Raw genomic sequence first — 13,738 nt, 5'->3', positions numbered from 1 at the left:
GCTCGATTATTCCTTATTATTTCTCAGCTTTAAAATTCCCCGATAGGCAGCGACTGCCTCTGCCGCCTTCTTTGTTCTTCCGGTTCCGCGACCGATCTCCTCGCCACCGAGAAGCGCTCTCACCTCAAATGTCTTGTTGTGGTCCGGTCCCTCCTCGCGCAGAACCTCATACTCCAGATGATCTTCCGTGGTAGCCTGCACCATCTCCTGAAGGATTGTCTTGCTATCATAAAAGAGCTGTTTGTGCTCAATGTCGTTCATAATAAAGCGATGTATGAACTCTTTTGCATTAGCAAAACCACCATCCAGATAAATGGCTCCGATCAATGCCTCCATCGCATCCGATACGACAGAATTGCGTCCTCGTCCACCGGTTGCCTCCTCGCCTCTTCCAAGAAGCAGATAGGAACCAAGATCAATATCCCCTGCACAGTATGCCAGAGTCGGCTCGCACACGATGCTCGCGCGGATCTTCGTCAGCTCACCCTCCGGCTTGTCCGGATACATGTGAAAAAGGAAGTCACTTGAGACAACCTCCAAAACGGCATCTCCAAGAAACTCCAGACGCTCGTTGCATCCGGCCTTGCTCAGACGGTGCTCATTTGCATAGGAGCTGTGTGTCATTGCCTGGGCAAATAACTTTTCATCCTGAAACTGATAACCTATTTTCTGTTCCAGTTCTTTCAATTCGCGATTCATGTTTTCTCCTTTTTACAAGCAAAAGGGGCGCACGGACACTCCCGACAGCCCCTTTTTGTTTCTCTGCTCATCTCTTTTTTGACTCTTCTGATTCGATTCGTCCAGAATTGTTCCGATTATTTACAATTAGTTCAGAACACTCTTGATCTGATCAACGGCATCTGCAACGCTCACGATCTGCTCTGCTGCCTCAGTCGGGATCTCGATGTCAAACTCCTCCTCGATTCCCATGATGATCTGGAAAATATCCAGAGAGTCTGCTCCCAGATCCTCAACAAAAGTGGTCTCCATGCTGATCTCATCTGCGCTTACGTTCATAACCTCCGCAATAATGTTCTGAAGCTTCTCGAATTCCATATTTTTTCTCTCCTCTTTCTATTTCTTTTTCTTCTTTTTTTGTTTTCTGTTGGTTTTTACTTACTTTTTGTTTTACTGTCTGTCTTGCTTTTACTTGATCTTTATTTAAAGATCCTGTTTTTCCGTCTTCAGGCTTTCCTGAATCTTCTCGTTGATCTTCTGTTCCTTGAAAGTCACACACTGTATGATGGAATTGCTCACTTCCACTGCCTTTGCGCTTCCGTGTGTCTTCACAACGAGTCCCTTGAGTCCCAGAAGCGGTGCTCCGCCATACTGGGTCGCATCAAACGACTTAAGCGTCTCCTTGAGTGCCGGCTTCACCAGCAAAGCTCCGATCTTGCTCCGAAGTGAACTCATCATTCCCTTTTTCACAATATGCATCAGCGTCGATGCCGTTCCCTCATAAAGTTTCAGGATGACATTTCCCGTGAATGCCTCGCAGACAATGACATCTGCTCCGCCATGCGGAATCTCTCTTGCCTCAATACTTCCGGTAAAGTTGATGTCGGAACATTCTTTTAAGAGAGGAAACGTCTCTTTTACGAGCACATTACCCTTCTCCTCCTCCACTCCGACATTCACAATGCCGACTCTCGGATGCGGGATGCCGACCACATGTTCCATGTAAATCGAACCCATCCGCGCGAACTGAAGCAGGTGAGACGGTCTTGCATCCACATTTGCTCCGCTGTCAAGCAGAAGGGAAACGCCCTTCTCCGTCGGAATCAATGCACCAAATGGTGGTCTCTCGACTCCCTTGATTCTGCCGACGATGACCTGTCCGCCCACAAGAATCGCTCCTGAGCTTCCCGCAGACACAAAAGCATCAGCCTGCCCGTTCTTTACCAGATTCATGCCAACCACAATCGAGGAATCCTTCTTCTTACGGATCGCATTCACCGGCGGTTCTCCGGTCTCGATCACTTCCGATGCGGGAACAATCTGAATCTGCTCTTTTGGATACGAAAACTTGTTCAGCTCCGCCTCAAGCACCTCTTTGCGACCTGTCAGCAGAACCTGAATGTCATTTCTGCGACTCACCGCATCCACCGCACCTTTTATGATCTCGCCAGGGGCATTGTCTCCGCCCATCGCGTCTACTGCTACCTTAATCATGCCGATTCTCCTTTCCGGCTTTTGTCTTTCCATTCCTTAATTACTATACTAGATTATATTTTATAAATCAACATGAATTTCTCCAAATTTTTTGAGGAGCAAATGCGCCGAGTGTGCTTCTTCGTTCCACTGCGGTCGGTGCACAACAAGCGCCACTGGCGCTTTGCACCCTCGCGGAGCGTTTTTGTATGATAGGACGCAATTTCCTATCATACAAAAAAAGACTCCCGGACGTATACATCCGAAAGTCTTCTGATATTCATTCATATCGAGTTCGCAAATCGATCTGGGAATTAGTCCTCAACCTTAACGATCTCTTTCTTATTGTAAGACCCACAAGCCTTGCACACACGATGAGGCATCATCAGCGCGCCACACTTGCTGCACTTTACTAAATTTACAGCGCTCATTTTCCAGTTAGCTCTACGCTTGTCGCGTCTTGCTTTGGAAGTTTTATTCTTTGGGCAGATAGACATGGTTTACACCTCCTTAAACTTTTGAAATAAATCCTGGATTACTGACATTCTTGGGTCAGGCGAACTCTGGTCACAGGAGCAAGCCGTGTGATTCCGGTTCGCACCACATCTATTGCAAATCCCTTTGCAGTCTTCCCTGCACAATACCTTCATAGGCAGATTCAGCAATAGCTCGTTACTGAGCAACCGGTTTACATCCAGATTATAACCGCTTACATAGGGCTGTTCATTGAGATCCTCTGCACGCTCTTCCTTTGTCTTGCTCATATCCAGCTCGTCCTCAAGGGTAAGATCGAAAGGACAGTTCACCGGCTCCAGGCACCGGTCGCATGGGATCTGCAAAGTTACCTTTGTCTGACCCTCAAGCAATAACTTACGATCTCCGAGATTCCGAATATGAAGGGACACAGGCTCCTTTGACACGATCGGATATATCCCATTTCTGGTCTCAAGTCCACCCATGTCAATCTCGCATGTATAGTCTTTCTCTTTTCCATCTCTGGTAAACAGCTCTGTTAAATTAATCAGCATATTAATCTCCTAATACGCACCTTAAACATTATACATAGATGGTCTTGCTTTGTCAATAAAAAGTTTTATCTTTTTCTAAAATTTTCCGCAAAATGCGGGAAACAACGGCGGTCATTCCAAAGTCTCATTGCTTCGGATCACCGCCGTCTTCCAAAACCACTCTGCAATTCTGTCAGGAGTTCTGTTGATTACAATTAATTGCTTATATTACTTAAATTACTCGGTCAGACGCTTGGTCTCGCGTGCAATTGCCAACTCCTCATTGGTCGGGATCAGCATAACCTTAACCTTAGAATCAGCAGCGGAAATCACTCTGTTCTTACCTCTTACATCGTTTGCCTCATCGTCAATCTTCACGCCGAGGTAGCCAAGGTACTCACATACGTTCTTTCTGGTTGCCTTATCGTTCTCACCAACACCTGCGGTAAATGCGATTGCATCTACGCCGTTCATTGCTGCGGTGTAAGCGCCGATGTATTTTGCTACGCGGTAAACAAATGCCTCGAGAGCAACCTCTGCAAGGTGATTGCCTTCCTTTGCTGCATTCTCGATGTCACGGAAGTCGCTGGAAACGCCACCGCTCATGCCGAGTACACCGGACTTCTTGTTCAGAATGTTCAGAACCTCGTCTACGGTCTTGCCTTCCTTGTTGCAGATAAACTGAACAACGGTCGGGTCGATATCACCACTTCTGGTTCCCATGATCAGACCCTCAAGAGGAGTCAGACCCATGCTGGTGTCTACGCACTTACCACCGATGGAAGCAGAGATGCTTGCACCGTTTCCTAAGTGGCAAACGATAACCTTTGCAGTCTTCGGGTCAAGTCCACCAAACTTGATAGCCTCGCCAGATACGAACATATGGCTGGTTCCGTGGAAGCCATATCTGCGGATGCTGTACTTCTCATAGTACTCATGCGGGATTGCATACATGTATGCCTTCTCCGGCATAGCCATACCGAAAGCGGTATCCCATACAGCTACGTTCTTCTTGCCTGGCATTGCCTTCTCACAAGCCTCGATACCCATCAGGTTTGCCGGGTTATGCAGAGGTCCTAAATCGAAGCACTCACGAACAACGCGCTTTACATCCTCATTTACAACGCAAGACTCGCTGTAAACGGTACCAGCGTGCAGAACGCGGTGACCGATTGCGGAGATCTCATCGGTGCTCTTGATTACACCGTGCTCCGGGTCCTGCAGAGCGTCCATAACCATCTTGATTGCTACGGTATGATCCGGCATCGGATTCTCTACGACATACTTGTCTTTGCCAGCCGGCTGATGGGTCAGCTTAGAACCCTCGATACCGATTCTCTCGCATAATCCCTTTGCGATTACGCTCTCATCGGTCATATCGATCAGCTGATATTTCAGGGAAGAACTTCCGCAGTTGATGACTAAAATCTTCATTTCTATTTTCTCCTATTTTTCCTTAATGTGCTCTCGGAATCGCCATTTAGACAATCCCGGGAGCACCTGAACTCAAGTCTACGCTCGCGAAGACCTGGCGCGTGATTCTGGTCAGCTCTGCTGACATTTTTCAATCAGAATCACTGCGCATCCACGCGGAGCATATAACTCAGGAGGGGAAACAATCCCCTTCTGAGTTGTAAACGCTAATTCTTTTTATGATGATCGTGGGATCAAACATTTTTGATTCGACTCAAAGCTTTCGCTAATCGGTCTAATTAGTTCATCTGAGCCTGTACAGCAGTGATTGCTACAACGCCTACGATATCGTCAGCAGAGCATCCTCTGGACAGATCGTTAACCGGCTTTGCAATACCCTGGCACATCGGACCATAAGCCTCTGCCTTTGCCAGTCTCTGAACCAGCTTATAACCGATGTTACCTGCATCCAGGTTCGGGAAGATCAGAACATTTGCGTGACCTGCAACGGTGCTGCCCGGTGCCTTGGAAGCGCCAACAGACTCAACCAGAGCTGCATCAAGCTGCATCTCGCCGTCGAGCTGAAGCTCCGGAGCTGCCTCTTTTGCGATTCTGGTAGCTTCCTGTACTTTGGTTACATCGTCGTGCTTTGCACTTCCCTTGGTGGAGTAGGACAGCATAGCAACCTTCGGCTCCTTGCCAACCAGCATCTTGAAGCTCTCAGCAGAGCTCAGAGCGATTGCTGCTAACTCATCAGCAGTCGGGTTCTGGTTCAGACCGCAGTCAGAGAATACGAAGGTACCGTTCTCGCCGTACTCGCAGTTCGGAACTTCCATCAGGAAGAATGCGGATACCAGCTTGGTGCCCGGCTTGGTCTTGATGATCTGCAGGCACGGTCTTAAGGTGTTTGCGGTAGAATGGCAAGCGCCAGATACCATACCGTCAGCATCGCCGTTCTTGATCATCAGACAGCCATAGTAAGCGTAGTCCTTGAGCATGATCTCCTTAGCTTCCTCCGGAGTCAGACCCTTCTTCTTACGAAGCTCTACGAACAGGTCTACATACTCCTGAGTCTTCTCATAGGTGAACGGGTTGATGATGGTTGCTCCGGAGATGTCCAGACCCTTGCTGTTAGCCTCAACCTCTTCCGGTGTACCGATAATGATTAAGTTTGCCAGATCCTCTTTCAGAATCTTCTCAGCAGCCTCAAAAGTTCTTCTGTCCATAGACTCCGGGAGAACGATGGTCTTCTTGTCAGCTTTTGCTTTTTCTTTGATTACATCAATAAATGCCATGGTGCAATACCCCTTTCATTTGTTTAGCGTTTGCTTTTGATACTATTATATAACACCTGTTTTTTGTATACAAGATGTTTTTTCGGAAAAAAATGTTTTTTTTTCCATACTTTCATTCTATCCCAATCCTCTTCTTTCGTCAACGGGGCAGATGGGGGATTTACAGCAAAAAAAACAAACGATATAATAGGGAAAACCCTATATGCAGAAAGGATTTTTGTTATGAAGACAGCAGGAATTATTGCGGAGTACAATCCGTTTCACAATGGTCATCTCTATCAAATCGAGGAGGTGCGAAAACAGACCGGTGCCGACTATGTTGTCGTTGTCATGAGCGGGGATTTTGTCCAGCGCGGAGAACCGGCAATCTTTGATAAATACACCCGAACGCGCATGGCACTCTCCGCCGGAGCTGACCTTGTTTTGGAGCTTCCGGTCTCCTTTGCGACTGCAAGTGCCGAACTCTTTGCACGGGGAGCCGTCTCACTCTTTAACCAGATCGGCATCGTTGATTTGCTCTGCTTTGGAAGCGAGAGCGGTTCTCTGAGTGATCTGCGCGCCACCGCCGAGATTCTTGTGCATGAGCCCGAGGAGTACACGCAAAGTCTGCGCGCGTTTTTAAAAGAGGGAAATACTTTTCCACTCGCTCGAAGCCTTGCCCTGCGTGCGTTTTTAGAGTCTCAGAATGTCGAGGCATCTCCAGATTCTCTAACTTCCGGTTCAGAGTCTTCGGTTATGCTTTCTGCGTCCTCATCCTCTTCAAGTTCAAATCCTCAGATCCCACTCTCTTCTCCCAATGACATCCTTGGAGTCGAGTATCTCAAGGCGCTGATCCGAACCGGCAGTTCGATTAAACCATTCACGATCCGCAGGGAGGGACAAGGATACAATGACACGACAAATCCGGAGGCTTTAGGGGCTCTGCATTCGGCTTCTATGAGTTTTCCGTCTGCTTCTGCGCTCCGCGCAATGATTCGTGAAAATAAGGGAAATATTGGAGATGGGGACACGCAAAGAGAGGAGGGTACGGAAACTGCTAAAGCTGCCAGCCTTATTCAAACACTCTCCCGCTGGATTCCCCCCTCCGCACTCGACGCACTGAATGCAGAAGGTGCTCTTGCAGCTCCGATTTTTGCTGACGACTTTTCTCTGCTATTAAACAGCCGACTGCTTGAGCTGTCGCAGAATCAGATTCCTTTTGAGCAATTCGTTGATCTGTCGCCAGAGCTTGCCTCCCGCCTTCTGGCATCTGTGCTGAACTTTGATTCTTTTTCCGGTCGCATCAAAGCATTAAAGAGTCGTCAATACACTTACACGCGAATCAGCCGTGCCCTGCTTCATCTTCTGCTCGGAATCAAGACAGAAACTGTGGAAGAATACAAAAAATCCGAGCGTCTTCCATACGCCCGGATTCTCGGCTTCCGTAAGTCCGCCTCCCAGCTCCTCTCTAAGCTGAAGGCAAATTCTTCTATTCCGACTCTCACAAAGATCGCCGGTGCAGAAAGTAAATTGAGTGAAGAAGGAGTGCAGATGTTACGGGAAGAGCTGTTTGCATCTCATCTCTATCAGTCTGTCGTGTTCCAGAAAGGGAGACTGATGAAGAATGAGTATACACGCTCGATCGTTCTGCTTCCGTAAAACGCTATACTTTTTGATTTTTGTCAGAATCTTTCGTGAACTGCCCCGACTTAAATTCATTGCTGTATAAAAACGCAAATAACCTTACTCCCACAAAAGCTGTGCAAGTGTTGGCTTTAAAGAAAATTCCTTGCAGATCGCCTCGATCTCTGCACGGTTGTTTTTCTTTCGTCCACTTCGCACTGCGCGAATCAAAATATTCTTCGGCGTGTGCTCCATATCGATGAACTCCAGAATCTGCGTCCGATAGCCCTGATTTTCAAGGAGTTCTGCGCGCAGAGCATCGGTGTAGAGCGCCGCCATTCTTTCCTTGATCAGCCCATATCCAAGCACCGGCTAAGAGATCATTTTTCATCTGACGATTCAGTTCATGCTGACAACACGGAACTGAGAGAATGACTTTTGCGCCCCAGCGCACTGCCTTTGCGAGTGCAAAATCTGTTGCCGTATCACACGCATGCAGAGTTACTACCATATCGACCTGGTTGACTCCCTCATAAGATGCGATGTCGCCACAGAGAAACTTGAGCTTCTCATATCCATAGCGTTGCGCAAGCTGATTGCAATGCTCAATAACTGTTTTCTTTAAATCAAGACCAATCACGCGGATCGGATAGCCCTGCACCTCATGAAGATAATAATACATCGCAAACGTCAGATACGATTTTCCACATCCGAAATCAATGATCGTATTCTCCCGCTCTTTTGAAAGCTCCGGAAGAATATCCTCAATAAATTCCAGGAAACGATTAATCTGGCGGAACTTGTCATAACGACTCTTGACAATCGCTCCCTGCTCCGTCATAACACCAAGATCAACGAGAAATGGAACCGGCACTCCCTCCGGAAGCAGATAACGCTTCTTACGGTTGTGATCAAGAACGGCATTTAAAGGATTCCTCTGTTTTGACAAGTTTGCATTGCCTGATGAGTTCGGCTGAATCTGTGCATATGCCTGCTTTGCGCCATTCTTTCGGCGGATCTTTACAGTCACTGTCCCACTCTTGCTCACAAGTACGGTTGCTTCACCAAGTGCAGAACTTACCTGCGCCTGCTTGAGCACACCAGAAAAAAGCCCGATCAGATACTCGGCAAGCTCCTCCGGCTTCAGATTTTTGTGAAATGCCTGCGTTCCAATCAATTCTTCCGCCTGCATCGTCAGCTCTCCCTTTAAAAGAACCGGGCGGATGCGCACTTTCTGCACACCCTCCCGGTTCACCGGATTGCTGACTACAATATGTTTTAAATACTCATTGGCAAATTCCTCTGCCAGCGAGCGGATCTTCTCCACCGATTCCGGTTCTATCCCGGATTTTTTTTTTGTAGTCTCTTCCATATTCATTTCTCCAAAACGCAATTAGTTCTTAAAGCTGTGAATCGGTGCCGGGATTCGTCCGCCACGAGTCACAAACTTCTCGCAGGAATAGCGATTCACTGGCATAACCGGCGCATATCCGAGCAGTCCGCCAAACTCTACGGTATCGCCCACACTCTTTCCGATAACCGGAATCACACGCACCGCAGTCGTCTTCTGGTTGATCATTCCGATTGCCGCCTCATCCGCGATGATACCGGAAATCGTTGTTGCCGGTGTATCTCCCGGAATTGCAATCATATCAAGTCCAACGGAGCAGACACAGGTCATCGCCTCAAGTTTCTCGATTGTCAGAGCGCCGAGAGAAACTGCATCGATCATTCCCTGATCCTCGCTGACCGGAATGAACGCACCGCTGAGTCCGCCGACGTAAGAGGAGGCCATGACACCGCCCTTCTTGACCTGATCGTTGAGCATTGCAAGCGCTGCCGTCGTTCCCGGTGCGCCGACACGCTCTAAGCCGATCTCCTCAAGAATCTCAGCGACACTGTCGCCAACTGCCGGAGTCGGAGCAAGAGAAAGATCAATGATTCCAAATGGAACACCGAGACGTTTCGATGCCTCCTGAGCGACGAGCTGACCTACACGGGTGATCTTGAATGCCGTCTTCTTGATCGTCTCGCACAGAACCTCAAAGTTTGCACCTCTTGCCTTCTCAAGCGCTACCTTTACCACACCAGGTCCGCTGACACCGACATTGATGATCGCATCTGCCTCAGTCACGCCGTGAAATGCACCTGCCATGAAGGGGTTATCATCCGGTGCATTGCAAAATACCACGAGTTTCGCACATCCGAGAGAATCATTCTCCTTTGTTGCCTCTGCCGTCTCGCGCACGATCTGCCCCATCAGATTGACAGCATCCATGTTCAGACCCGTCTTTGTGGAGCCGACATTGACGGAACTGCACACACGCTCCGTCTGTGCAAGTGCCTGTGGAATTGAGCGAATCAGATTTTCCTCCGCCGTCGTCATTCCCTTGCTCACAAGAGCGGAATATCCGCCGATGAAGTTAACGCCAACCTCTTTTGCCACACGGTCAAGTGTCTTCGCAATCGTTACGAAATCTTCCGGAGTCTTGCAGGCACATCCGCCGACAAGCGCAATCGGAGTTACGGAGATTCTCTTGTTGACAATCGGAACACCGAAGTCTCTTGCGATCTCCTCACCGGTCTTTACCAGATCTTTCGCATAGGAAGTGATTTTCTCATAGATCTTGCGGTTCAGCTCATCCAGATTTGCATCACAGCAGTCAAGAAGGCTGATTCCCATCGTGATCGTGCGCACATCGAGTTTCTCGTGCTCGATCATGTTATTTGTCTCAATAACTTCAAACATATTCAACATCGCTATTCACCTCAGTCATCTTTCATCTTTTCTCTTGTTCATTCAGAAAAATCTCATCTGTAATTGATAATCTGTAATTTCTGCATTTGTTATTTCATACAATCAATCCCATACAAATAGGAGCAGATATTTAATATTAGATATTCAGGATCAGATACGATGCATCTTGGTAAAGATCTCTTCTCTCTGGCACTTGATTCTCACGCCGATCTCTTCTCCGAGCTTCTCAAGCTCCTCAGAAATCTGAGCAAATGAAGCATCTGCATGCTCCATATCAGCGATCATCATCATGTTGAAATACTCCTGAACAATTGTCTGGGAAATATCCAGAATGTTCACTTTCTTCTCTGCCAGATATGTGCAGACTTTTGCGATGATTCCTACGGTGTCCTTTCCTACTACGGTAATGATAATCTTGTCCATGTTCCTCTTCCGCCTTTCTGAAATGATGAAATGAGTAATATGTTACTGCATACAATCAGGAATTTTCTGAACTGAAAATTCCGTATGATACAGTAGTGGAGCTGATTTTGCCGATTTAAAATTGCGAAGCATCGGCAAAATCCGTTACAGTTTGTGCAACGCATAAACTGTAATGATATTTCTTATTTCTTCTATGACAAAAAGAGCTGATTTTTCAGTCTCTTCTGCATACCTCAGCATTTTCCAGAGTGTGTCTGAACGTGCATTTTGCATACAATCTGTCACAATAAAAACAGACTAATAAATAGTTTAATAAAACAGGTTGTCCGGCTTATCCCTATTCTATCATAATCCTTATAAACTATAATAGTTCTTATAATTCAACAACCGGTGACAGACTGTCCCGCCCTGCTACGGCAATGGAAAAATCATCCGCCCGATAAGGCGTATCCCCCTCATTGATCTCCATGCACACAGTCTCATAGGCGAGCGCCTCATAATTATTCTCCCTGCTTAAATGGCCAAGCAACACCTGCTTCAGATTATCATGAAGAATCAGGCTGAGCAGCCGTCCCGCAGTCTCATTTGACAGATGACCGCGGTCCCCCAGAATTCTGCGTTTCAGATAATACGGATACGGACCTGTCTCCAACATGCGGATATCATGGTTGGCTTCCAGCAAAACCGCATCCAGCCCCTTGAGATGATCTGCCACATAGGAATCAAAATGTCCCATGTCAGTCGCCACCGCAACAGACTTTCCGTCATGACTGACCCGATAAGCAACCGGATCCGCCGCGTCGTGATCTATAGAAAATGGGTCGATCGTGAGATCTCCCACAGTAAAAGCAACATCCGGTTTGACCGGTTTTAAAAGCTCTTTCGGGTACTCCCCGAGATTTTTCATCTGGGAAATCTCATCGAGAGTCCCCTGTGTCGCGTAAATCGGGATATGACATCGCCTTGCAAGCACCCCAAGCCCCTTCACGTGGTCGGAATGTTCGTGCGTGATCACCACGCCTGCAAGCTCACTGCTCTTAATCCCCATTTCATTGAGTCCCTGCTCAATTCGTTTATTGCTGATTCCGGCATCGACGAGAATGTGCGTCTTCTCAGAACCGACATAGACGCAATTTCCGCTACTGCCACTGGCTATACTCGCTAATCTCATTGTGCACCTTCCTGCCTGATTTTCTCATCCTGTCCATTGAGAGTGGGATCAGAGCCGGAAATCGTCTCCATCATTCTTGCGATCTCCTGCTCCACCTCCTCAGGTGTTCCGTCATTGTGAATCACATAGTCGGACAACCGCACAAACGATTCGCGATCCTGCTGCTTCGCCATGATCTCGAGACATTTCTCTCTCGAATATCCGCGATTCTTCATCAGACGTTCCATCCGAATCTGTGGATCGGTGTCCACGCAGACAAGAAAATCGCAGACACGTCGACTGTTCTCGTCAAACAAAGCCGCCTCCACAACAATGAGATCTGCACTGCTCTCCCTGCTCATCTGACGAATACGCGCCCAGACGAGCGGATGAATCAGCGCATTCACTTTTTTGAGTGCATCCGGATTTCCAAAAATCAATTTAGAAAAAAGGTCTTTATTCAGCGTTCCATCCGAAGACAAAATCTTATCTCCAAAGATTTTCACCAGACCGTTCAGACCTTCCTGCCCCGGCTGTTCCAAGTCTTTTGCGACCTGGTCTGCCTCAATCACAAAGGCCTTATACTTGTCCTTCAAAATCTGGAGAACTCTGCTCTTTCCGGCTCCGATTCCGCCGGTCATTCCGATGATCATGACTGCCTCTTCCTCTTTTCTCCGTAAATCCATTCTATTTTTGAATAAATTTTAGTTTGCCTTGTGTGCGTTTCTCTTTGCCTCACGCTGTTTGAGCAGAGATAAGAGCAGATCCTTGGAAATGCTGATATTCTCTCCATACGGGTTGATGACAAATCCGCGCAGATCATTTAAGTTGCGGATCAGAATATTTCCGAAATCTTCCATCGTCATGATCAGTGCCTGATTGTGACGGTCATCCTCGTTCCATTTCTCATACTCATCGAGATCGGTAAATCCCATGTAGTACTTCTCGCCCTTATCGTTCTGAATAGACTCAAAACGAACTCGAACGGACGGACCATCTTTCTCAGTCAGAATCGTCTGACGCTGAATCGGAGAAAGCAGTCTCGACTCCATCAGAGCTGCTGCCATCTTTCCGCGCGTGTAAGCATTGTCATCCTTCAGCACTTCCTGCATCGCATCTACCAGTCTCTGATTCTTGATTGTCTCTGCGGACTCATTCTTCATATCAATAAATTCCTCACTTTTCTTACTTTTATCTGCATTCATCAGTTGCGCCTCTGTGTGCGCGCCCTCTTCTGAATGGGTTCTCTGAACGTTTGTTTTTGGCAACGATTTCCTTCTGCTGAATCGTTATCATTCTGTATCATATCATAAATCTGTGCGCTCATCCATAAAATTTTTCATTTCCGCACTTTTTTTTGAATGTCACAGTTCCTGCCTTCTCATTTCTTCCTATCTGCACAGCCCGGAAATCACTCTTCATCTAGCCCCGATTTTTTAAGTATATCAGGCACTCTTCTGTCTCGGATTCTCCAAAGACCGGAATGCCGTGTGCCAGCAACAGTTCCGCGGTCACTCCGTTTCCCGCTGTCAGTTTTCCGCTGTATGTGCCATCATAAATCTGACCGTGACCACAGGAAGGGCTTCTCTCTTTTAGCACGGCGCAGGTGCAGGAAAACAGCTCGGCAAGTTTCCATGCCTCTCTGGCACCTTTCTGATACTGTGGTGTCACATCCGACCCGGCTTTCGTTTTCACCAGATCCCCGACCCGCTCGGACGGCACTCTCGGAGTCGAAAGACCGCCATAGATCTCCGGACAGATCGGAATCAAATCTGCGACTTCCATAAGTGACCGGACATTCTCATCGAGAACTCCTTTTTCGTTATAACGGCAGTTAGAACCAAGCAGGCAGGCACTCACAAGCACCGCAGGTCGCTTTTTCTGAATTGGATCTGTGACCGTTTCACTCTTTTCTTTTTCTTCTGCTGATTCAGTTCCT

The 13,738-nt window shown here is 47.6% G+C and carries 14 protein-coding genes and 1 pseudogene; 1 reads left to right on the top strand and 14 read right to left on the bottom strand.

The window, feature by feature from the left end; all coding sequences use genetic code 11:
• Window positions 1–6: 6 nt before the first annotated feature.
• The 7 genes from rnc to pta all read right to left on the bottom strand — a co-directional run bounded on the left by rnc (window position 7) and on the right by pta (window position 5,866).
• Complete coding sequence (gene rnc / locus AC4EVX_RS05700; protein WP_308450641.1) at window positions 7–699, bottom strand: ribonuclease III; 693 nt, start codon at window positions 697–699, stop codon at window positions 7–9.
• Window positions 700–825: 126 nt separating this feature from the next.
• Window positions 826–1,056, bottom strand: coding sequence for an acyl carrier protein (gene acpP / locus AC4EVX_RS05695; protein WP_308450642.1), 231 nt, complete (start codon window positions 1,054–1,056; stop codon window positions 826–828).
• A 105-nt stretch (window positions 1,057–1,161) separates the two neighbouring features.
• Window positions 1,162–2,172 (bottom strand): phosphate acyltransferase PlsX, encoded by a 1,011-nt coding sequence (plsX, locus tag AC4EVX_RS05690; protein ID WP_490159759.1) that lies wholly within the window; start codon window positions 2,170–2,172, stop codon window positions 1,162–1,164.
• 293 nt (window positions 2,173–2,465) lie between these two features.
• Complete coding sequence (rpmF, locus tag AC4EVX_RS05685; RefSeq protein WP_177976594.1) at window positions 2,466–2,648, bottom strand: 50S ribosomal protein L32; 183 nt, start codon at window positions 2,646–2,648, stop codon at window positions 2,466–2,468.
• A gap of 3 nt (window positions 2,649–2,651) precedes the next feature.
• Window positions 2,652–3,179, bottom strand: a complete 528-nt coding sequence (locus AC4EVX_RS05680) for a YceD family protein (RefSeq protein WP_490159758.1) — start codon at window positions 3,177–3,179, stop codon at window positions 2,652–2,654.
• Window positions 3,180–3,395: 216 nt separating this feature from the next.
• The gene (locus AC4EVX_RS05675; RefSeq protein ID WP_177976592.1) at window positions 3,396–4,592 is read right to left on the bottom strand and encodes an acetate/propionate family kinase; all 1,197 of its coding nucleotides are present in this window, start codon (window positions 4,590–4,592) and stop codon (window positions 3,396–3,398) included.
• 278 nt (window positions 4,593–4,870) lie between these two features.
• Entirely contained in the window at window positions 4,871–5,866 is a 996-nt protein-coding gene (pta, locus tag AC4EVX_RS05670; protein WP_177976591.1) for a phosphate acetyltransferase, read from the bottom strand.
• A gap of 222 nt (window positions 5,867–6,088) precedes the next feature.
• On the opposite strand from pta, the gene AC4EVX_RS05665 reads away from it, so the two are divergent.
• Window positions 6,089–7,504 (top strand): nucleotidyltransferase family protein, encoded by a 1,416-nt coding sequence (locus AC4EVX_RS05665; RefSeq protein ID WP_177976590.1) that lies wholly within the window; start codon window positions 6,089–6,091, stop codon window positions 7,502–7,504.
• 84 nt (window positions 7,505–7,588) lie between these two features.
• On the opposite strand, the pseudogene AC4EVX_RS05660 reads toward AC4EVX_RS05665, so the two are convergent.
• From AC4EVX_RS05660 to AC4EVX_RS05630, 7 genes and pseudogenes are all read right to left on the bottom strand, one after another.
• Window positions 7,589–8,810, bottom strand: a pseudogene (locus tag AC4EVX_RS05660) (class I SAM-dependent methyltransferase).
• A gap of 51 nt (window positions 8,811–8,861) precedes the next feature.
• The gene (locus AC4EVX_RS05655) at window positions 8,862–10,226 is read right to left on the bottom strand and encodes a PFL family protein (RefSeq protein WP_308450647.1); all 1,365 of its coding nucleotides are present in this window, start codon (window positions 10,224–10,226) and stop codon (window positions 8,862–8,864) included.
• Between the two features lie 150 nt (window positions 10,227–10,376).
• Window positions 10,377–10,649, bottom strand: coding sequence for an ACT domain-containing protein (locus tag AC4EVX_RS05650; RefSeq protein ID WP_308450648.1), 273 nt, complete (start codon window positions 10,647–10,649; stop codon window positions 10,377–10,379).
• A gap of 373 nt (window positions 10,650–11,022) precedes the next feature.
• A complete protein-coding gene (locus AC4EVX_RS05645) occupies window positions 11,023–11,820 on the bottom strand; it encodes an MBL fold metallo-hydrolase (RefSeq protein WP_490159757.1) in 798 nt (265 codons plus the stop codon).
• Window positions 11,817–12,452 carry a dephospho-CoA kinase gene (coaE, locus tag AC4EVX_RS05640; RefSeq protein ID WP_490159756.1) on the bottom strand — a complete coding sequence of 212 codons (636 nt, stop codon included), beginning with the start codon at window positions 12,450–12,452 and terminating at the stop codon, window positions 11,817–11,819. Before coaE ends, AC4EVX_RS05645 begins: the two co-directional genes overlap by 4 nt.
• Before the next feature lie 51 nt (window positions 12,453–12,503).
• Window positions 12,504–13,004 carry an SseB family protein gene (locus tag AC4EVX_RS05635; protein ID WP_308450651.1) on the bottom strand — a complete coding sequence of 167 codons (501 nt, stop codon included), beginning with the start codon at window positions 13,002–13,004 and terminating at the stop codon, window positions 12,504–12,506.
• A 217-nt stretch (window positions 13,005–13,221) separates the two neighbouring features.
• A complete protein-coding gene (locus AC4EVX_RS05630) occupies window positions 13,222–13,665 on the bottom strand; it encodes a 2-thiouracil desulfurase family protein (RefSeq protein WP_490159772.1) in 444 nt (147 codons plus the stop codon).
• Window positions 13,666–13,738: the final 73 nt, after the last annotated feature.

The sequence above is a fragment of the Brotaphodocola sp. genome, assembly GCF_983179755.1.
Note: the sequence above shows the minus strand (reverse complement) of the source record. Positions and strands in the feature narration are given on the sequence as shown.

What these genes read in the sequence shown, in the direction of transcription:
- AC4EVX_RS05655 (WP_308450647.1), bottom strand. Translation starts at nt 10,226, where the DNA reads ATGTTGAATATGTTTGAAGTTATTGAGACAAATAACATGATCGAGCAC.
- rpmF (WP_177976594.1), bottom strand. Translation starts at nt 2,648, where the DNA reads ATGTCTATCTGCCCAAAGAATAAAACTTCCAAAGCAAGACGCGACAAG.
- pta (WP_177976591.1), bottom strand. Translation starts at nt 5,866, where the DNA reads ATGGCATTTATTGATGTAATCAAAGAAAAAGCAAAAGCTGACAAGAAG.
- AC4EVX_RS05680 (WP_490159758.1), bottom strand. Translation starts at nt 3,179, where the DNA reads ATGCTGATTAATTTAACAGAGCTGTTTACCAGAGATGGAAAAGAGAAA.
- acpP (WP_308450642.1), bottom strand. Translation starts at nt 1,056, where the DNA reads ATGGAATTCGAGAAGCTTCAGAACATTATTGCGGAGGTTATGAACGTA.
- plsX (WP_490159759.1), bottom strand. Translation starts at nt 2,172, where the DNA reads ATGATTAAGGTAGCAGTAGACGCGATGGGCGGAGACAATGCCCCTGGC.
- AC4EVX_RS05645 (WP_490159757.1), bottom strand. Translation starts at nt 11,820, where the DNA reads ATGAGATTAGCGAGTATAGCCAGTGGCAGTAGCGGAAATTGCGTCTAT.
- coaE (WP_490159756.1), bottom strand. Translation starts at nt 12,452, where the DNA reads ATGATCATCGGAATGACCGGCGGAATCGGAGCCGGAAAGAGCAGAGTT.
- AC4EVX_RS05635 (WP_308450651.1), bottom strand. Translation starts at nt 13,004, where the DNA reads ATGAATGCAGATAAAAGTAAGAAAAGTGAGGAATTTATTGATATGAAG.
- AC4EVX_RS05675 (WP_177976592.1), bottom strand. Translation starts at nt 4,592, where the DNA reads ATGAAGATTTTAGTCATCAACTGCGGAAGTTCTTCCCTGAAATATCAG.
- rnc (WP_308450641.1), bottom strand. Translation starts at nt 699, where the DNA reads ATGAATCGCGAATTGAAAGAACTGGAACAGAAAATAGGTTATCAGTTT.
- AC4EVX_RS05650 (WP_308450648.1), bottom strand. Translation starts at nt 10,649, where the DNA reads ATGGACAAGATTATCATTACCGTAGTAGGAAAGGACACCGTAGGAATC.
- AC4EVX_RS05665 (WP_177976590.1), top strand. Translation starts at nt 6,089, where the DNA reads ATGAAGACAGCAGGAATTATTGCGGAGTACAATCCGTTTCACAATGGT.